This window comes from Nonomuraea sp. NPDC049637 (assembly GCF_040675235.1).
Taxonomy (GTDB): Bacteria; Actinomycetota; Actinomycetes; order Streptosporangiales; family Streptosporangiaceae; genus Nonomuraea.
Map to the genome: position 1 here is coordinate 19066 of NZ_JBFAOM010000052.1, position 18976 is coordinate 38041.

Annotated in this window: 19 protein-coding genes; 1 reads left to right on the forward strand and 18 read right to left on the reverse strand. The window is 75.2% G+C overall.

The genetic code is table 11. From position 1 onward, the window contains the following. Positions 1-2: 2 nt before the first annotated feature. From AB0J71_RS42390 to AB0J71_RS42445, 12 genes are all read right to left on the reverse strand, one after another. Positions 3-1280, reverse strand: a complete 1278-nt coding sequence (locus tag AB0J71_RS42390; RefSeq protein ID WP_352322160.1) for an FAD-dependent oxidoreductase — start codon at positions 1278-1280, stop codon at positions 3-5. Further along, positions 1277-2203: a UbiA family prenyltransferase gene (locus tag AB0J71_RS42395; protein ID WP_364419779.1), complete on the reverse strand. Its 927-nt coding sequence runs from the start codon at positions 2201-2203 to the stop codon at positions 1277-1279. Before AB0J71_RS42395 ends, AB0J71_RS42390 begins: the two co-directional genes overlap by 4 nt. Then, a complete protein-coding gene (locus tag AB0J71_RS42400) occupies positions 2200-3339 on the reverse strand; it encodes a DegT/DnrJ/EryC1/StrS family aminotransferase (protein ID WP_364419781.1) in 1140 nt (379 codons plus the stop codon). Before AB0J71_RS42400 ends, AB0J71_RS42395 begins: the two co-directional genes overlap by 4 nt. Further along, complete coding sequence (locus tag AB0J71_RS42405) at positions 3336-4538, reverse strand: DegT/DnrJ/EryC1/StrS family aminotransferase (protein WP_352322154.1); 1203 nt, start codon at positions 4536-4538, stop codon at positions 3336-3338. The genes AB0J71_RS42400 and AB0J71_RS42405 overlap by 4 nt, the downstream gene beginning before the upstream one ends. 169 nt (positions 4539-4707) lie before the next feature. Beyond that, entirely contained in the window at positions 4708-5235 is a 528-nt protein-coding gene (locus AB0J71_RS42410; RefSeq protein ID WP_364419783.1) for an EF-hand domain-containing protein, read from the reverse strand. 171 nt (positions 5236-5406) lie between these two features. Further along, positions 5407-5865: a hypothetical protein gene (locus AB0J71_RS42415; RefSeq protein ID WP_352322150.1), complete on the reverse strand. Its 459-nt coding sequence runs from the start codon at positions 5863-5865 to the stop codon at positions 5407-5409. Beyond that, positions 5862-6782, reverse strand: coding sequence for a Gfo/Idh/MocA family oxidoreductase (locus AB0J71_RS42420; RefSeq protein WP_364419785.1), 921 nt, complete (start codon positions 6780-6782; stop codon positions 5862-5864). Before AB0J71_RS42420 ends, AB0J71_RS42415 begins: the two co-directional genes overlap by 4 nt. Further along, positions 6779-7963: an Ldh family oxidoreductase gene (locus tag AB0J71_RS42425; RefSeq protein ID WP_352322147.1), complete on the reverse strand. Its 1185-nt coding sequence runs from the start codon at positions 7961-7963 to the stop codon at positions 6779-6781. The genes AB0J71_RS42420 and AB0J71_RS42425 overlap by 4 nt, the downstream gene beginning before the upstream one ends. Continuing rightward, positions 7960-9246: a M20/M25/M40 family metallo-hydrolase gene (locus AB0J71_RS42430; protein WP_352322145.1), complete on the reverse strand. Its 1287-nt coding sequence runs from the start codon at positions 9244-9246 to the stop codon at positions 7960-7962. Before AB0J71_RS42430 ends, AB0J71_RS42425 begins: the two co-directional genes overlap by 4 nt. Further along, positions 9236-10084 (reverse strand): sugar phosphate isomerase/epimerase family protein, encoded by an 849-nt coding sequence (locus AB0J71_RS42435; protein ID WP_364419787.1) that lies wholly within the window; start codon positions 10082-10084, stop codon positions 9236-9238. Before AB0J71_RS42435 ends, AB0J71_RS42430 begins: the two co-directional genes overlap by 11 nt. Beyond that, the gene (locus AB0J71_RS42440; RefSeq protein WP_352322141.1) at positions 10065-11087 is read right to left on the reverse strand and encodes an oxidoreductase; all 1023 of its coding nucleotides are present in this window, start codon (positions 11085-11087) and stop codon (positions 10065-10067) included. Before AB0J71_RS42440 ends, AB0J71_RS42435 begins: the two co-directional genes overlap by 20 nt. A 156-nt stretch (positions 11088-11243) precedes the next feature. Further along, positions 11244-12116, reverse strand: a complete 873-nt coding sequence (locus tag AB0J71_RS42445; RefSeq protein ID WP_352322139.1) for an alpha/beta hydrolase — start codon at positions 12114-12116, stop codon at positions 11244-11246. 78 nt (positions 12117-12194) lie between these two features. Between AB0J71_RS42445 and AB0J71_RS42450 the strand changes: the two genes are divergently transcribed. Further along, complete coding sequence (locus tag AB0J71_RS42450; protein WP_352322137.1) at positions 12195-14138, forward strand: BTAD domain-containing putative transcriptional regulator; 1944 nt, start codon at positions 12195-12197, stop codon at positions 14136-14138. 140 nt (positions 14139-14278) lie between these two features. Here the strand turns inward: AB0J71_RS42450 and AB0J71_RS42455 are convergent, their stop codons facing one another. The 6 genes from AB0J71_RS42455 to AB0J71_RS42480 all read right to left on the reverse strand — a co-directional run bounded on the left by AB0J71_RS42455 (position 14279) and on the right by AB0J71_RS42480 (position 18877). Continuing rightward, a complete protein-coding gene (locus AB0J71_RS42455; RefSeq protein WP_352322135.1) occupies positions 14279-14410 on the reverse strand; it encodes a bacteriocin in 132 nt (43 codons plus the stop codon). Between the two features lie 183 nt (positions 14411-14593). Next, complete coding sequence (locus tag AB0J71_RS42460) at positions 14594-15772, reverse strand: SMI1/KNR4 family protein (protein ID WP_364419789.1); 1179 nt, start codon at positions 15770-15772, stop codon at positions 14594-14596. Positions 15773-15860: 88 nt separating this feature from the next. Continuing rightward, entirely contained in the window at positions 15861-16829 is a 969-nt protein-coding gene (locus AB0J71_RS42465; protein ID WP_364419791.1) for a TIGR04500 family putative peptide maturation system protein, read from the reverse strand. Continuing rightward, a complete protein-coding gene (locus AB0J71_RS42470; protein WP_364419794.1) occupies positions 16826-17803 on the reverse strand; it encodes an MvdC/MvdD family ATP grasp protein in 978 nt (325 codons plus the stop codon). The genes AB0J71_RS42465 and AB0J71_RS42470 overlap by 4 nt, the downstream gene beginning before the upstream one ends. Positions 17804-17867: 64 nt before the next feature. Next, complete coding sequence (locus AB0J71_RS42475; protein ID WP_352322127.1) at positions 17868-18020, reverse strand: hypothetical protein; 153 nt, start codon at positions 18018-18020, stop codon at positions 17868-17870. A gap of 146 nt (positions 18021-18166) precedes the next feature. Continuing rightward, on the reverse strand, positions 18167-18877 hold the full coding sequence (locus AB0J71_RS42480; protein ID WP_364419797.1) for an amino acid racemase: 711 nt from the start codon (positions 18875-18877) through the stop codon (positions 18167-18169). Positions 18878-18976 lie beyond the last annotated feature (99 nt).

Here is an 18976-nt window from a genome sequence, read left to right on the forward strand (position 1 = left end):
GGCTACGACAGGCGGGCGAGCACCCGCGCGGCGGCCTGCTCCCCCGCCGCGACCGCGCCCTCGCTGCACGGCCGCTGGGCGACCCAGTCGCCCGCGTAGTCGACCGCCGCCCCGGGACGCCCCTCGAACGCCGCCCGCAGCGCCAGCGCCCGGGGCGTCGCCTCCGGCAGCCCGTGCGGGAAGCGGTGCACGTGGAAGCGGGCCACCCGGCCGGCCAGGCCGGGCACGAATCGCTCGGCGCGCCCGACGAGCTGGTCGGCGACCTTCTCGTCGCTCTCCCCCATGAGCGCGGCGGTGCCCTGCGGCGAGGTGATGAGCGAGATGAGCCCGGTACCGGCGGGGGCCCGGCCCGGGTGCTTGTGGTGGTCGACGGTGATCACGTTGAGCACGGGGTCCTCGGCCGCGGGCACGAGCGTGGCGAACCCGCGCCAGCCGGGCGCCGCCGGCCGGGACAGGACGAGACTGAGCCGGAGCATGGGCGCGTACGTGGACGCCTCCAGGTACGCCCGCTCCTCCGGCGGGGCGCCGGGGTGCAGCCGGGCCGCCACGGGCGCGGGCACGGCCAGGACCGCCGCCCGCGCGCTCACGCTCCCCCGCGGCGACTCCAGCCGCACCCCTCCCGGGCACGGGACCACCCCTGTCACTTCGTGCCCGGTGACCACGTCGAGCCCGGCGGCGAGCACCCTGGCCAGGGTGTCCATGCCGTCGCGGTAGGTGTGCCAGGTGCTGGTGCTGCCGGTGCTCGTCAGGTGCTCGGCGAACACCGCGGCGGACGAACGCCCGGCGTCCCAGCCGAAGAACCCCGCGACCAGCGGCTCGACGAGAAACGCGCGCAGGTCGGGATGGTACTTCCCGACCAGGTCGGCGACGGTGGCCTGCGGCCCTGGACGGCCGCGGGCCAGGCGGAGGCGCAGGCGTACCAGGTCGAGGCGGGCACGCGGCGGCAGGCCCGCGCCGGTGAGCAGCCCGAGCGGGCGGCCGACGTGCGGATGGACGCGCCCGTCGCGCCACACGCCGAGGGCGTCGGGCACCCTCGGCACGGCCGCCGCGTCGAGGCCGACCGCCCTGATCAGCCGCCAGGTGGCCGGGTAGCCGTCGGCGGACGGCAACATCTCGGCGCCGGTGTCGATCAGGCAGCCCCGCGCCCGCAGGGTGCGCATCCGCCCGCCCACCGCCTCGGCCGCCTCCAGGACGCGGACCGCGAGCCCGGCCCGGTCCAGCGCGTACGCCGCCGCCAGGCCCGCCGGCCCGGCGCCCACCACCGCGACGTCCACGTTCATGCCAGGACCAGGTTGGCCAGGATCAGCACGCCGACGGTGACGCGGTGGGTGCGGATCGCCACCCGCCGGGCCCGCAGCACGTCTCCCCGTACGAACCCGATCACGAGCTGGGTGACGCGGAGGGAGACCAGCGGAACGAGCACGCCCAGGAACCACCGGGGCGCGACCCCGGCGGCCACGGCCCACACGACGACCAGGCTCTCGGCCGCGCTCACCGCGGTGACGAAGGCGGCGTTGGCCCGCGGGGACGTCCGCGCCGCGACGGTGAACCGCCCGGCCTCCCGGTCACCGCGGGCGTCGTTGGTGTTGGAGTACAGGCCGAAGATCATCGGCCCGAGCCCGAAGAGCACCGCCTGCACCGCCACGAACCCGCTCGCCTGCCCGGTCAGCAGCCCGTACGGCACCAGCACCCACCCCACGCCGAGCCCGACGAGGAACAGCTCCTGGAACCCCCGGTAGCTGAGCTTGAGCCCCCACGAGTACTGCACGGCCGCGACCGCGCACGCCGCCGCCGTCACGACGACCCAGGCGGGCCGGTGGGGGGCGGCGGCCACGACGGCGGCCCACAGCACGGCGCTGATCGCGGTGGCCGTCCACGCGAAGCGCAGCGCCTGCCGTTCGGTGAGCGTGCCGGCGACCAGCGGTTTGCGGGCCAGTCTGCGGCGGGCGGCGTCGGAGGAGTAGTTGGCCGCGTCGCTGCCGTCGCGGTGGCCGGTGATGTCGTCGAAGCCGACCATCGCGGCCACCACGGCCGCCTCGGCGATCAGCACGGACAGCAGCAGGCCGACCGCGTACGGCTGCCATCGCCCGGCCGGCGGCAGCAGCGACCACACCAGCGGCAGGCCCAGGTAGTAGTCGTAGATGTCGAGCTTGGCCAGCCGCGCGTAGGGGCCGAGGCCGCGGGTGACCACCTGGTCGGTCATGGGTTCTCCTGCGGGGAGCCGTGAGCGAACGCGCAGACCGCGTCGGCGATCCGTTCGACCTCGGCGTCGGCGAGCCGCGGGTGCAGCGGCAGCGACAGGTTGCGCCGGGCGGCCGACTCGGCCACCGGCCACGACGCGCCGGGCGGCGCGAAGCGGGCGAAGGCCGGCTGGGCGGGCAGCGTGCGCGGGTAGTAGACGTGGGTGGCGATGTCGTGGGCGGCCAGGTGGGCCGCCAGCGCGTCCCGATGCTCGGTGAGCACGGTGTAGACGTAGTGGAACCGCCCGTCCCCTCCGACGGGCGGTGCCACGATCCCGCGTTCCGCCAGGGGTTCGAAACGCCGGGAGTAGTAGGAGGCGATCTCGGCCCGGCGCGACAGGCGGTCGTCCAGGCCGGCCAGCCGGTGGAGCTGGAAGGCCGCCATCACCTCGTCGAAGCGGCTGTTGTGGCCGACGCGGCGGTGGTGGAAGCGCCGGGCGCCGTCCTGGCCGTGGTTGCGCAGCATCCGTACGTGCGCCGCCAGGGCCGGGTCATCGGTGATCACGACCCCGCCCTCCCCCGGCATGCCGAACGTCTTGACCTGCACGAACGAGTACACGCCCGCGTCACCCCACCGACCGGCGGGCCGCCCGCCCAGCGTGCCGCCCTGGGCCAGCGCGGAGTCCTCGACCAGCCGCAGGCCGTGCCGGTCGGCCAGCTCGCGGAAGCGCGGCATGTCGGCCATCACGGAGAACATGTGGGCCGGCATCACCGCCTTGGTCCGCCCGGTGACCAGCGACTCGGCGGCGGCGGGATCGGCGGCGAGCGTCACGGGGTCGACGTCGGCGAACACCGGCCGCGCCCCCGCGCCGACGACGGTGGCGGCCAGCGGGGCGCAGCCGAAGGCGGGCACCACGACCTCGTCGCCGGGGCCCACGTCCATGGCGGCCAGCACCAGGGTGAGCGCGGACGTGCCGCTGGAGCAGGCCACGACGTCGGCCGCGCCGAGCCGGTTGCGCAGCTCGCGTTCGAACCGGGCGGTGTGCTCGCCCAGGATGAACTTCTGGGCCTCGCCGGTGCCGATGGCGTAGACCGTGCGCAGCAGCGTCGCCCGGTCGGCCTCGAACAGGTCGGCGGCGAAGAACGGCACCCGGCTCATCCGCGCCGCCCTCGGTAGAAGCCCTCGATCTCGTCGCACACCCGGTCGGCCGCGGCGTCGGACAGGTCGGGGTAGAGCGGCAGGGCGAGGGCCCGCTCGCAGGCCGCCTCCGCCCTCGGGAAGTCGCCCCGGACGTGGCCGAGGTGGGCGAAGCAGGGCTGGAGGTGCAGCGGGACCGGGTAGTAGACCTCGGTGCCGATGCCCGCCGCGGCCAGGTGCGCCGCCAGCGCGTCGCGCGACTCGACCTCGACGAGGTAGACGTAGCAGACCCGGTTGCCGCCCGGGTGCGGCGGCGCCGCGCCCGGCACGGCCAGCACGCCGGGCACGTCGCGCAGCCGCGCGTCGTAGCGGGTGGCCAGCTCGGACCTGCGGGCGATGTCGGCGTCGAGCCGGGCGAGCTTGGCCAGCAGGACGGCGGCCTGGAGATCGTCCATCTTGCTGTTGCAGCCGGGCAGGATCGTGGGGTTGGCGATGCCGGGGAAATGGTCGAGGGTACGGCCGCCGCGGCCGTGGTGGCGCAGCGCCCGCGCGGTCTCGGCGATGCCGTCGTCGTCGGTGAGCAGCGCTCCGGCGTCGCCGATGGCCCCGAGCGTCTTGGACGGGAAGAACGACAACACGCCGCCCGCGCCGACGAGCCCGGCGTGCGTGCCGTCGAGGCGCATGCCGATGGCCTCGGCGCTGTCCTCCAGCACGGTCAGGTCGCGCCGCCGGGCCACCTCGCACACGCCCCGCAGGTCGGCCAGGCGGTCGAACAGGTGCGCCGGCATGACCATCGTGGTGCGCGGCCCGGCCACGGCGTCGACGGAGGCCGGGTCGATGCCGTAGCCGTGCTCCTCGATGTCGGCGAAGACCGGCACGCCGCCGGCCAGCACGACGGAGCTGGCGGTCGCGATGAAGCTGTAGGCGGGCACCACGACCTGGTCGCCCGGTCGCAGGCCGGCCGCGCGCAGCAGCAGCACCAGCGCGTCGGTGCCGGAGTTGACGCCGACGACGTGCGCGGCGCCGGTCCACAGGGCGAGCCGGCGTTCGAGCTCGGCGACCTTCGCGCCGTGGGAGAACTTGCCGCGGTCCAGCACGTCGACGCACCCGGCGCGGATCTCCTTCCACAGCCGGTCGAACGTGGCCGCCTGGGAGAAGAAGGGGATGGGAGCGGCGGCGCGGGGCGGCGATCCCCCGGGCGGAGAGAGTGTTTTCTCCAAGGTTCCCGTCCTGGTGCGATGGTGGCGGCGGGGCCGCCCGGGGATGCGGCCCGGACGGCCCCTTCTTCGGGCGGAGCCGCCCGGGGACAAGGCCCCCGGACGGCTCCCTCGGCGGAGCCGCCCCGGAGACAGCGGCTCTGGGCGACCCTTCGGCCTGCTCGGGCCTAGGTCACCTGCCGAGCAGAGGGATGTCGTTCTTGCCGAGGTGGTAGTCGCGGACGGCGGCGACCAGCTCGTCGACGGAGAGTCTGCCGGTGCCGTCGGTGTCCATCTGCCGGAAGGCCTCGGCGGCGACCTCGCCGTCGAGCCCGATGGCCGCGAACCACTTGGCCATCTCGGAGGAGTCGACCTCGCCGTCGTTGTCACGGTCGAGGACGTTGACGATGGCCTGGATGGTCGGGCCGACGACCTGGGCGAACCCGTCGTCGCCCCTGCTGATGATCTCGCGCTCGGCGGCCTGGAGGAACTGCGCCTGGTCGAGCCGCGACGCGCCCACCGCCCCCGCGAGGTGGTCGAACATCGCCAGGTACGCCTGCTTCAGCTGGTGCGCCTGCGGCGTCCCCTGCACGCCCAGGCCCTCGATGATGCCGTCGGCCTCGTTCTCGAAGTCGGAGCGCTCGATCGCGCCGGAGCCGTCGTTGTCCCAGAGCCGGAAGCGCTCTTCCAGCCGGCTGGTCGTCTTGGTGCCCGCAGCCATTGTCTGTCCTTTCGTGACACGCGCCCGCCCGCCGTCGTGGGGATCATCGGGGGGAGGGACGCGACCTTTAGTGGGCTCGAAATCGAGTGGTTCCCACTACTGTGCGCAACCAACACATTACCCTGAGTGACTGAAGGTAAACCAGAGGTCACGGAAAGTAATCGAAAGCTTCTACAGCAGAGGCCAGCGGAGGACGCGGGCGCCGCCCTCTTCGGGGCCCTCCGGGAGGGCCTGGCTGAACACCAGCGGCTCGCCCGGCATGAGTCCCAGCTCCCGTCCGGTGACCGCGGGATCGCTGTGGATCAGCACGTTGTAGTGGTTGGGCAGGTGGCAGCCGTCGAAGCCGAGCAGCACCCCGACCCGGCGCCCGCCGATCCACACCTCGTCGCCCCGGTCCAGCACGCCGGCCGCGACGATCTCGGCGAAGCCCAGGAAGGCGACCCGGTCGATCCGGGCGCCTGCGTCGGTCTCGGTGTGGTCGGTGGCGACCAGCTCGTGCACCTCGCCGGCGCGCACGCACCGGCTGGCGTACGGTTCGAGCCGCATGCCGCGGTCCTGCCTGCGGTGCACCAGCACCTTGAGCAGGGTCCCGGTGACCGCGGTCTTGGGGCCGTCCTCGTCGGGGTTCACGCGGCACCCCGTCCGGCGCCGGCCTTCTCCAGGCGGTAGACGTCCTCGACGAAGCGCAGGGCGGGCAGGCCGCCCTCGCCGTCGGGGGTGCCGTAGCGCACCGAGCGTTCGAACGCGGCCAGCACGCCCTCGTACTCGTGCCACAGGGAGTTCTTGAAGCCGGAGTGGCCGGCCAGCATGTCGGCGTACAGGGTGCGGCCGTCGGCCAGGCGCACCTCCAGGTCCTTGCGCTCGCCCGGGTAGGACCAGTCGAGCAGGATGCGCGCGCGGGCCGTGCCGGCGCGCAGCTCGACGTCCGCCTGCCGGTCGGCCCCCGCGGCGTCCCGGTCGACGTGCGCGGAGACGACGTGCGCCGGGCCGAGCAGCAGGTCCACCAGGTCGTAGGCGTTGGGGCCGTTGTCGGCGACGCAGCCGCCGCCGCAGCGCCGTACGTCCAGGTACCAGGAGTCGTCGCCGGCGTGCTCCTCGATGCGTTCCAGGTAGCGCACGGTCAGCTCCTCGACGCGGGCGCCCGCGCACGCCGCGCGCAGCCGTCCGACGGCGGAGTTGTAGCGCCGGTGGAAGGCGGTGAACAGCGGCACGCCTGAGCTCGCGGCCAGGTCCGTGAGCCGCCTGCCCTGCGCGGCGTCGAGGGCGAGCGGCTTCTCCACGCAGACCGGGACGCGCCGCTCCAGCGCGTCTGCGCAGACCCGGGCGTGCAGGTCGTTGGGGACGGTGACCACGACGGCGTCGGGCCGTTCCTCCTCCAGCAGCCGGACGTGGTCGCGGTAGCCGGGGACGCGATGCCCCTCCAGGACGCGCGGATCGGTGTCGCACACCGCGGCCAGCCGCAGCCCGGGCGAGCTGTGCAGGGCCGCCAGGTAGAACCGCGAGATCACGCCGAGCCCGATGACCGCGACGCGCAGCCGGGCGCTCACCGCGCCACCACCGGGGCGGGGGCGTCGAGCCCTGTGGCGGCGGCGAGGGCGGCCAGCTCGTCGTACAGGTCCGGGCCGAGCGGGACGCCCGAGCGCCGGTGTTCCTCGGCCCGGCGATGCTCGTGCCAGCCGGGATAGCTCACCGGCGAGGCGGGGTCGGCGGGCGGGCAGCCGAGCAGCGCGCCGAACATCGTGGCCGCGTCGCCCTCCACGCCCTCGCGCAGCGCCCCCGGCGCGACGGCCAGGGCCAGGAAGCCGATGTCGTCGTCGCGCCCGCTCGGGCCGCCGTCGCCGTCGTGGGCGTCGGGGTGGGCGCCGAGACCCGCACCGGACACCAGCGCGGCCAGCACCTCGACCGCCACCCCCAGCCCGAAGCCCTTGTACTGCCCCGCCTGGCCGCCCAGCCAGAGCAGGTGCGCCCGCCCCTCGCCGAACGCCGCCGCGTCGGTCACGGGAGCGCCGTCGTCGCCGGCCAGCACCCCTTCGGGCAGCTCGGCGCCGTGCCGCGCGGCCTGCCTGACCCGTCCGGTGGGCATGGCGGTGGTGCTCATGTCCAGCACGAACGGCGGATGCCCGCCGGCGGGGGCCGCGACGCTGATCGGGTTGGTGCCCAGCATCGCCACCGCGCCGCCGGGCGGCCTGGCGATGCGCTGGCGGCCGCAGTTGCCGGCGATGACGCCGACCATGCCGTACTCGACCGCGCGCAGCGCGTGGTGCCCGGCGCAGCCGAAATGGGTGCCCCCGCGCACGGAGACCATGCCGACGCCGTACGTCGAGGCCCGGCCCGCGGCGATCTCCATGGCCAGGCCGGCGGCCCACAGGCCCAGGGCGCGATCGGCGTCGAGCAGCACGGCCGCGCCCCGGTCGGCCAGCACGGACGGCTCGGCCAGCGGATCGGCCCGCCCCTCGTCGAACAGCGGCAGGTAGAGCCGGGTCAGGTTGGCCAGGCCGTGCGAGGTCATGCCGACGAGGTCGCCGTAACACAATGCGGCGGCGGCCTCGCGGGCGCGTTCCGGGGCCAGGCCGCGGGTGGTGAACACGGCGGCGACGAAGTCCAGCAGGTCGTCGTGGCGCACCCGTACGGCGGCCCGCGCCGGCCGGGCGGCTGCCGGGACTGCCGGGACCGGCGGGTACGGCTGCGCGGGCGGTGCGTCCGTCGCGGGTGAGGCGGTGGGGTTCATGCTCCTCGTCCAATCCTGTCGTCGGTGAAGGCGATCATCAGCCGGGCCACGGCGGCGGCGAACCCGGCGAGTTCGGCGGCCCGCGCGAACTCCCCTTCGGCATGGGCGTTGTTGCCGGCCAGGTCGCCCGGCCCCAGGACGACCGTGCACGCGCCCCCGACGCCCGCCATCCAGATGGCGTCGCAGGTGAACGCCGGTTCTCCGGCGGGCCAGGGCGGGATCCCGGCCCGGTCGCGCAGGAGCGCGTGCCCCCACGCGTCGCGGTCGTCGAGCACGGGCAGGCCGCGCTTGCGCCACTCCAGCCGGGTGACCGCCCTGGCGTCGCGGGCGGTTCTGGCGAACAGGGCGGTGCCGCCGAAGGCCGCCGCGAAGGCCGCGAGCCCGTCGTCCAGGGCGCGCGTGAGGTCCCGTTCCAGGCGGCGTCCGGTGGCGGGGGTGGCGTAGGGCAGGTTGAGCAGGAGGGAGCCGCGGCCGTACACCTGGTTGTGGCGGGTGCCGGTGTGCAGGCCCGCCACGCACACGGTGTCCGGGTCGAGCGCCCTGGCCAGGTGCTGGGCCAGGAAGCCGAGCAGGACCGTGGCGTTGTGCCCGGCGGCCGGGCGGTCGTCCACGGCGTGGTCGCCGTCCACCACGATCCGCGCGGTCGCGGCGGCCGTGCTGCGCGTCAGGAACCGTACGCCGGTGGGCTCGCAGAAGACGTTGAGCCGCCCGACGTAGCCGCGTTCGACGAGCGGACGGGTGCCGAGCACGCCCATGGCCCCGCCCTCCTCGCCCGCCACGGCCTGGATCAGCACCCCGACCTCGCGCCCGATGGCGGGCCGGCACGCGCGGGCCGCCCGCAGCCCGGCCAGCAGCGCGACGGCCGGGCCCTTGGCGTCGATCGCGCCGCGGCCGTGGAACCGCTCGCCGTCGAAGCCGGCCGGTCCGCCGCCGGCGACCGTGTCGAGATGCACGTTGAACATCACCGTGCGGGACGCCGGGAGGCCGGGGCCCAGCCGCAGCACCAGACTGGGCTGGCCGTCCAGGAAGCCGGGCAGGCCGAGGGCCTCGCGCACGGGCGCGGGGACGTCGGCGCGGTCCAGTTCGGCCGGGCGCACCGAGGTGTGCCGCACGGTGCGGAAGCCGAGCGGCGCGGCGGCCCGCGCGTACTGCTCCTGGGCCTCGCGCAGCCGCGGCGGCGGCCCGGCCGGTCCGGTCTCCAGCGGGCCGGCCGTGGGCAGCCGCAGCAGCCTCAGCAGCAGGTCGTGCTCCGCCGCGTCGAGGGGCACGGCGTCAATGTCCATCGACCTGCCCCACCAGCCGTTCCAGCGCCCGCCCGTACCGGACGAAGGCGGCCCGGTCGCCGGCGCCCGGGTCGTCGAGGTGGGGGCGCAGCCGCAGGTGCGGCTCGATGGACAGGGCGCCGGCGTAACCGTGGGCGGACAGCAGGCGCAGGCACTCGGCGACGCCCGCCCGCCCCTCGCCGGGCAGCACGTAGACGACCTCGCCGCCGGGCCCGGTGACGGCGTCCTTGACGTGGACGTGCGCGACGTACGGGACGACCTCGCGCAGCATCGGGGCCGCCGGGTAGCCGTGGGCGACGCCGTTGCCGATGTCGAACAGCAGCCGCAGCGCCGGGCTGCCGATCCCGGTGACCAGGTCCAGCATGCGGTCGGCGCGGTCGCCCGCCCAGCCGGCGCAGTTCTCGTGGACCAGCAGCAGGCCGGCGTCCTCGGCCCGGCGGGCCAGCTCGCGCAGCCGGTGGCGGACCCTTCGCCCCCACTCGGGCTCGGGCAGGCCGCCCGAGGGGAAGGACATGATCCGCACCAGCCGCGTCCCCAGCAGCGGGCAGCGGCGGGCCAGCATGTCGAGCTCGGCGAGGTCGAGCGCGAAGTCGCCGGTCACCGGCCGCGACCAGTCGCCGATCTTCGAGGCGATCGCGACGACCTCGACCCGCGCCTCGCGCAACCGCCGCGCCGCGCGCCGGAACGCCCGCTCGCCGAGCGCGGCGACCGGCACGCCGTCGACCGTGCGCAGTTCCAGCCGGTTCCAGCCCAGCTCCCCCACGGCGGCGAGCTGGCCGTCGAGGTCGGGGGCGGCCTCGTCGCCGATGCCGGCCAGCTCAGGAGGTGGTGCCTGCACGCGGCGCCTCCTCACGCCCCGGCTCGTGCGCCGCGCACAGGTGCTTGGCCTCGGTGAGCAGCCGCACGGCGTCGACCTGGACGGGCAGCGCGCCGGGCGAGCGGCGGGCGCGGGCGTAGCGGCGGTAGGCGGCCAGCAGGAAGGCGGGCAGGGCGTCGTCGGTGAACACCGTGCGCCGTTCGCCCTCGGCCGTGGCCACCCTGAGCTGGGCGGTGTGGTCGGCGTCGCTGCACGGGTAGTGGCCGGTGAGCGTGCCGCGTTCGAAGTGCAGGGTGATGCGCCGCTCCCGGACGGGCGAGGTCAGGTCGGAGTCGATCTCCGTGCGCACGCCGGAGTAGTGGTCGAGCCGCAGCCTGGCCCGTCCGAGCCGGGGCAGCCGCAGGCGTTCGGTGACCATGTCCTCCCAGGACGCCGCCGAGATGCGGGCGCCGCCGGCCAGGCTGAGCACCACGGCGAGCGCGTGCGGCATCTCGATGTCGAAGGCCGTGGTGGCGTCGGGACGCGCCGCGCTGCGGGTGAACCTGGGCTTGTTCTGCACGACCCGGATCTGCCGCAGCGGGCCGAACTCCTCGGCGCGCATCGCCGCCCGCAGCCGGCCGGTGAGCGTGCTGTCGAGCCAATGGGTGGCGACCGTGAGGTCGAGGCCCCAGCGCCGGCGCACCCGGGCCACGGCGGCCAGCCCGACCAGGTCGAGCGCGAGCGGCTTCTCCACGATGAACTTGCGGTAGCCGAGCGGCGCCAGCCGGGCCAGCATCCCGGCCCTGACGTGCGGCGGGGTGCACAGGTGCACGACGGTCCGGTCGGGCGGAGCCAGCGCGGCGGCCTCCTCGGGCGACCCGGCCGTCACCGCTCCCCGCACGCCGCCGAGCGGCAGGAGGGGATCGAGGACGACGACCGGGTCGGGCGCCAGCAGCCCGGGGGCCGCCTCGCGCACCTTGGCCAGGGACGGCAGATGCAGCCCTGCGCCGGATCTGCCCATCCCGACGATGAATGCGTGCAACATGCTGGCGAGCGCCTCTACTCCGTCGCGTGCTCGGCTTTCCGGCCCGTACTTTTCCCGCCGGAAAGACGACCTCATTTGGCGCTGCCATTGTCGAATAACTTACCGTGACATGTCAATTACTTTAAGTTACGAGACGGCCCCTGACCAGGAGAGCGGCTACCGGGCCACGAGCTCGCGGAGCGCGCGGGCGATCTCGGCGGGAGACTCCTCGGCCATGAAATGTCCGCTCGTGACCGTGTCGTGCCGCAGGTCGGGCGCCCAGGCCCGCCACACCGCCGCGGCGTCGTAACCGAGGGCGGCGCCCCAGTCCTGCTGGAGCACGGTCACCGGCATGCCCAGCCGGTTGCCCGCGGCCAGGTCGGCGCGGTCGTGCTCGACGTCGATCCCGGCCGAGGCGCGGTAGTCCGCCACGATCGACGGCACGGCGGCCCGGCAGGCGTCCAGGTACGCGGCCCGGACGTCGGCCGGGATCGCCGCCGGGTCGTTGGTCCACAGGTCGAGGAAGTGGCCGAAGAAGGCGTCCGGGCTCGCGCCGATCAGCTGCTCGGGCAGGCCGGGCGGCTGGGCCATGAGGTAGAGGTGGAAGCCGACGGCGGCCGTGACGCCGCGCATGACGTCCCACATGTCGAGGGTCGGCAGCACGTCGAGGCAGGCCAGGTGGGTGATCGCCGCCGGGTGGTCGAGACCGGCGCGGAAGGCGACCAGCGCGCCGCGGTCGTGCCCGGCCAGGGCGAAGCGCTCGTGGCCGAGAGCCGCGGCCAGGGCCACGACGTCGGCGGCCATGGTCCGCTTGGAGTAGACGTCCGGGCCGGTCTCGGCCGGTTTGTCGCTGGCGCCGTAACCGCGCAGGTCGGGGCAGATGACGGTGTGGTCCGCGGCCAGGTCGGCGGCGACGTGCCGCCACATCAGGTGGGTCTGCGGGAAGCCGTGCAGCAGCACAATGGGGCTGCCCGAGCCCCCGACGGCGGCGTGCAGCGTGACGCCGTCGGCGACGGTCACGCGGCGGTGGTCGAATCCGGGGATGGTCATGAGGTGCCCTCCATCGATGGGTGACCGGTTCGGTTCCCAGCGTGCCGGGGGCGGATGAGCATCCGGTGAGCAGGAAGGATGGGGAGTGTGTTCGGGGTGCTGGGGCCGGTGGTGGCCTGGGACGACGAGGGCGAGCCGATCCCGCTGAAGGGGCCGCGGCACCGCGCCGTGCTGGCCCGTCTGATCGTCGCACGGCGCCGGGTCGTCCCGGTGACGCGGCTGGTGGCCGACCTGTGGGACGATCCGCCGCCGGACGCGGTGGGCGCGGTGCGCACGTTCGTGGCCGCCCTGCGCCGGGCGCTGGAGCCCGCGCGCCCGCCGCGCGCCCCCGCCCGGCTGCTGGTCACCGAGGGCCCCGGGTACGCCCTGCGCGCCGCGCCCGACGCCGTCGACGCCTGGCGCTTCGAGCAGGCCGTGACCGCCGGCCCGCCGGAACCGGCCCGGCTGACGGAGGCGCTCGGCTGGTGGCGCGGCCCGGCCTACGCCGAGTTCGCCGACGAGCACTGGGCCCGCGCCGAACGTGCCCGCCTGACCGAGCTGCGGCTGCACGCCGTCGAACGCCGGGCCGAGGCGCAACTGGCGCTCGGCCGGGCCGCCGAAGCCGTCCCCGACCTGGACTCGCACGTCGCCGAGCACCCCTGGCGGGAGGACGCCTGGCGGCTGCTCGCCCTCGCCCTCTACCGCACCGGACGCCAGGGCGACGCCCTGGCGGTGCTGCGCCGGGCGCGGACGCTGCTGGCCGAGCATCTCGGCGTGGACCCCGGGCCCCGGCTGCGCCGCCTGGAGTCGGACATCCTGCACCAGGACCGCGGCCTCGCCGCCCCCGCCGACGCCACGGCCCAGGTGTGGGCGCAGGCGGCCGAGGCGTACGACCGCACGGTGGGGGCCGGGGCCCGGGCGCGGCTGGAGTCGACGGTCGGCCTGCTGCGCAACCTCGCGGTGACCGGCGGCGGCGGTCTGGAGGCGGCGCGCGGCCACCGTACGGCGGCCATCGCGGCGGCCGAGGAGCTGGGCGACCCGGAGCTGACGGCCCGGGTGATCGGCGCCTACGACGTCCCGGCGATCTGGACCCGGTCGGACGATCCCGAGCAGGCGGCCCAGGTCGTCGCCGCGGCGGAACGGGCCCTGGCCGGCCTGCCGCCCGGCGCGCCCGAGGCGGCGCGGGCGCGGCTGCTGGCCACGATCGCCGTCGAGTCGCGCGGCGTCCGGTCGGCCCGCGGCCCGCTGGCCGCCGCCGAGGCCGAGCGCATCGCCCGCCGCCTCGACGACCCGGCGCTGCTGGCGTTCGCCCTCAACGGGGTGTTCATGCAGGCGTTCGAGCGGGCGGGGCTGGCCTCCTACCGGGACGGGATCGGGGCCGAGCTGGTCGCGTTGTCGGCGCGGCACGGGCTGGTGACGTTCGAGGTGCTCGGGCATCTCGTGCGCGTCCAGGCGCTGGGGGCGCTCGGCGACTTCGGGGCCGCCGACCGGCACGCGGCCGCCGCCGACCGGCTGGCGGAACGGAACGAGCTGCCGCTGGTCAGCGTGTTCACCGACTGGTACCGGGTGGTGCGGAAGGCGGCCGGCGGGCGGGTGCCGGCGGCCGAGGAGGAGGCGGCCTACCGGGCGGCCGCGGCCCGGCTGGACGACGTCGGCATGCCGGGGCTGGCGCGGGGGCTGCTGCCGCTCGCCCTGCTGTCCGTACGGATGCGGCACGGCCTGCCGGTCCTGGGCGAGGCCGATCGGGGCGAAGTGGAGTGGGGGCCGTACGAGCCGTGGGTGCGGCCGCTCGTCCTGCTGGCGGAGGGGCGGGACGCGGAGGCCGCCGAGGCGGTCGGCCGGATCCCGGAACCACCCCCTGACCTGCTGCTGGAGGCCATGTGGTGCCTGGTCGCGAGGGCCGCCGTCGCGGTCGGCGACCGGCGGGCGGCGGCCCGCGCCCGCCAGGCGCTCGCACCCGCCGCGGCGGAGCTGGCCGGGGCGGGCAGCGGCCTGATCACGCTGGGCCCGGTCGCCGCCTTCCTCGCCGAGCTCGGGGACTAGCCACGCCCCGGGGCCGCCGGACTGTCGGTGGCGGGCTGTTCGATGGCGGGCATGACCACGCACGACCCGGGCGGCTCGTCGGGCGGGGCGCGTGCCGGGGCCGCCCCTGCGTGAGGCGGCCCCGGCGGTGTGCGGCGTGGTTACGGCAGGGCGTCGATGACGGCGTCGCGCCAGTCGTAGTTCATCCAGTCGTAGTTGGCCCACATGCCGCCGGTGACGGCGGCGAGCTCGTTGTCGTCGAGCTCGCGGGCGCCGGTCTCGAAGCCGTTCATCTGGGAACGTCCCCCTCTGTCGTGGTGAATGTCGCGCACTCACGGTCGCAGGAGGCACTTGGGGACGTCTTGGCGATCACTAGGCGCGGGCGGCGTGCCCACTTGCGCGTCACTGAAGGAGCGGCCAGCCGCTGCCGGTCAGGACCGGCCTCACCACGCGCGGTCCCGACGGCGGCGGGCGGGTCAGGGGATGTGCCACTCCAGTTCGCCGGCGACCGCCTCGGGCTTCCAGTAGCCGACGGTTCCGCCGGTCTCCAGGGCGTCGGCGGTCGCCTTCAGCAGGGCGTGGTAGGAGCGGATGCGGATCCCGCCGGGGGTGAAGCTCATGTCGCCCTCGTGGTCGGTCTCGCCGACGTCACGGCGTACGGAGTCGATCACCAGGCTGTTGCCCATGCCGTCGAAGCCGACGGGGATCATGCGTCCGTCCCACCATTCGGTGCGGGGGTCGTCCGAGTCGTCGGTGGCGTCGATCTTGCACAGGGCGCGCCATTCGTCCCGGATCTGGCGGATGGTCGCGTTCACGTTGCCCAGGAACCCGAAGGGCCAGGTCGCCTCGGTGACGGCGGCCCCGTCGTGGCGCAGCAGCGAGGCCCGCAGGTCGTCGGGGAAGGACAGGCCCGTCTGGGCCTCGGCGACCGCGATGGTCCTGGCCCTTCCCGGCCTGCCGAGCGTGCGGTGGCTCTTGGGGGCGTTGGCCTTGAGCCAGGTCTCGATCCGCCGCCACTGCCGGTTCACCGCGCGGGTGACCTTGGGATTGATCGCGCGTACGTGCGGCTCGGCCGTCCGCGGACGGCAGTCGGCGTCCACGGCCTCCTGGGCGAGAGGCGGTTCCTGGGACTCGGCGGGCTGCTGCTCGCCTGTGGCCGGCTCCGCGGCCGGTCCCCATTCGATGTCCGTGTCCACCACGCAGCGGACGCCGGCGTTCGCGTAGGCCGGGGCGCAGCTGCCGAAGTGTTCCTCGGTCGAGTGGTCGCCCTTGGAGAACACCGCCGACTCCAGGACCTGCGCGCCCCCGGCCAGCAGGACGACCGCCAGTGCCACCATGGCCCAGCGGTTCAGGCGTCGCCGGGTGGGGCCGTCGAGCGGCTGGGTCTGGGCGAAGAAGGCGGCGACGGCCGGTCTGTCGAAGAAGCCGGCCGGTCTGGTGGCGTAGCGCTCGATGTCCGCCTTCGTCGGCGTGCCGAGGATGGGGACGGGCGGCCACGGCGGCGGGGCGTCCCGCTCGGGAGGCGGCCCGTCCGGGGCAGGACGCTCGTCGGGCAGGGCGGGGTACGGCGTTCGCGAGCGGCGGATGAACACGGCCGCCGCCACCGCCACGGCCGCCGCCGCGAGCGCCCACCACAAACCCCGAGAGGTGATCATCCGCCGCACGTGCGGCACAGTACCCGAAGGCACCGACATGACCGGAGAAATCACTCCAAATGGCCCGGCGCGGAGGGCGCCGGACGCGTCAGAGCCAGTGCCAGGTGATCCGGGCCTCCCGGGCGGCGTCGGCGACCCATTCGTCGAAGGCGGCCTCGCCGGCGGCCTTCAGCGTGGCCTCGTCCGCCACGGCCTCCTGGCGTTCGACGACCTGGCCGGTCAGGAAGCCCCCCTCGTAGGGGACCGGGCCGGCGGCGTCACCGGCCGGCACCTCCCGCAGCGGTACGGGCAGCTCGCCCGCCCACGTCCGGGCCCTGGTCAGCCGCAGGTCCCAGCGGCCGGCGAGCGGCCCGTCGAGCTCGGCGGGCTCGACCGGGTCGTCCGCCAGCACCCAGGCCGCCCGCACCCGGGCGAACCGGTCACGATGGCGGTCGAGGTACGCCGGAGCCAGCTCGGCCCGCTTCCGGGCGCGGAACCGCTGGTCCTTGGCGGTCATCGTCATGTGGTCGTGGAACGCCTCGGCGCTCATGCCCATCCGGTCCAGCCACTCCGCCATCGTGTCGTGGCCGAGCAGGCCGCGCCGCCTGCGGAACCCGTCCGCGGCGGCCTGGACGTCGGCCAGGCCAACCTCCTCCTGCTGGGCGGCGTTGCGCAGCACGCAGAACCGGACCAGCTCCTCCTGCGGCGACATCCCGGGACGCGCCAGCGAACGCAGCATGAGCATCGCCTCGGACACCGACACGTGCGTCCCGTCCACGGTCAGCACGTAGCCGGCGGCCCAGTGGGTCGAGTGGTCGACCAGCCAGGACGTGCCGTCCTCGGCCTGCACGCCGAGCATGATGGTGCCGCCCGACGGATGGTCGAGCAGCAGGTCGTAGTCGACGACCGGCGAGCCGGGACGCGGGCTCGTCACGAGCTGCGCGCCGAGCCGCGGGTGCGCCTGGGCCCAGGCGGCGGCGGTGCGGCGGGCCTCCTCCACGGCCGAACGCCGGCGGGTCAGCCCCCGCAGCAGGTTCACGCCGCTTTCGAGGGCCGGCCCGAGGGAGAGCTGAGTCATTGCGCGTCCGTTTCTCCGGCGGTGAGCCAGTCGGCGACGGCGTCGCTGATGGGCAGGCCGGTCAGGTCTTCGATCCAGGCCCACTGGCCGTTGGGGTTGATCTCCAGGAAGACGTACTCCCCGTCGGGGGTGAGGATGAGGTCGATCGCCCCGAAGGACAGGCCGAGCGCGGCGACCAGGTCGACGCAGCGGCCTGCGACGTCGTCCGGCAGGCGGTGCACGCTGTGGCGGGCGCGGGCGAAGTCGTAGTGACGCCAGTCGTCGCGGGTGCGCGGCGAGTCCTGGGAGGCGATCTCGGCGGTGAACGCCTGCCGTCCGACCACGGTGACCCGCAGCTCCACCGCCTTGGGCACGTACGGCTGCAGGATGACCGGCTCGTGGACGATCCGCCCCCGGCCGCCGAGCGACCGCCGGGTGACCACGGTCGTGTAGACGGCGTGCGCGCCGCCGTCGATCTCGAACAGGGTGTGCTCCATCGCCTTGGCGATCAGCCGCCCGTCCGCGTGTTCGTAGGCGGGCACCAGCTCGGACGGGTCGTTGGTGATCACCGTCCGCGGCACGGCGAAGCCCAGCCGCCGGGCCAGGGCCAGGTGGACCAGTCTGTTGTGCGCCCTGCGCAGCACCGGTTGGCGGGCCGGCAGCCAGCGCGCGTCCAGCAGGTCCCAGAAGCCGTCGGTGAACCACTCCGACAACTCGCCCACCCGCGCCCGGAGGTCGTCGGCGGTGACGTCGTCCGCGGCGCGCGGGCGTCCGGGGCGCCGGGTCCAGACGGCCGTCGTGCCGGAGAGGTCGAAGACCTGCCCGTCCCTGGTCAGGACCAGTTCCTCACCGTCGGCGCCGAAGCGCGCGGTCAGCCGGGCGGCGGACGGGTACTCGCCCGGATCCCACCACAGGACGTCCGCGCCCCTGGCCTTCAGCTTGGGCAGGACCAGGTCGACGGTCGCGTCGCCGGGCTCGCTCAGAATCAGTAGCACGTGTCCCCCCAGCCGCGTGGGAGGGAAGCGGGCTCCCCTCCCACGCGACCGCGAATCGTCTTTATCAGTAGTCGGAGACCCAGTCGGTGGGCGGGTTTCCGTTGGTGCCGTAGCAGCGCTGCATCGGCATGCCGCCCGCGACGAGGCCGAGATCGGCCTCCTCGATCACCGCCAGTTCGTCACCCAGATCGTCCAGACTCACGATCTTCTTGCTCATGGTCGTAACCTCCCTTCGCATCGAGCTGCGAGCCCCCCGGCTCGCGGACGTGCGGGCACGTCCTCAGCTCATGCGCCAAGCCCACCATCCGGAGATTGGAAGTGGCTTGGATGTGACTTGAGAGGCGGAAGTGAAAGAAGTCCGGTTCAGCCGCGCGCGGCCAGCGCCACGCGGACGACCTCGCGGGCCAGCAGCCGCGCGGGGTCCACGACGGGGACCGGGACCGTGGCCGGGTCCAGGGCGAGCAGCACCTCCGTGCACGCGGCCACCACGCGCCGGGCGCCGCGCGCGGCCATCGACCGGGCCTGCGCGGCCAGCGCGTCGGCGTGCTCGCGGCCCGCGTGACCGCCCTTGACGGCGGCGATGGCGGCCATGACCTCGCGCTGGCCCGGCTCGTCCGGCTCGATCGGGGTCACGCCGTGCCGGCGCAGCGCGGGGCCGTACAGGTCGGCGCGGAGCGTGCCGGTGGTGGCCAGCAGCCCGGCGGCGCGGACGCCGTCGGCGGCGAGGGCGGCGGCGGTGACCTCGACGATGCTGACCAGCTCCAGCCCGGCCTCCTCGGCCAGGCGCGGCACGAACGCGTGCGCGGTGTTGCACGGCACGGCCAGCAGCTCGCACCCGGCCCCTCTGAGCGCCCCGATGCCGCGCCGCAACTGCGGGGTCGGGTCCTCCCCCTGCCCGAGCAGGCTCGTCGACCGGTCGGGGACGCGGGGGTCGCCCCAGATGACGACCGGCACGTGCTCCTGGTCGCTGGTGGCGGCGGTCTCCGCCACGAGCTTGCCGTAGAAGTCGACGGTGGCGGCCGGGCCCATGCCGCCCAGCACGCCGACCATCCTGGCCCGGCCGAGCGAGGTCATCCGCGGGTCTCCCTTTCCGATGGCTGCGCCTGACGGCGGTCGGGGCCCAGGATCCCGGTATAGGGTGTCCCGACCGCTGGAACGCAGCAATCAGACATC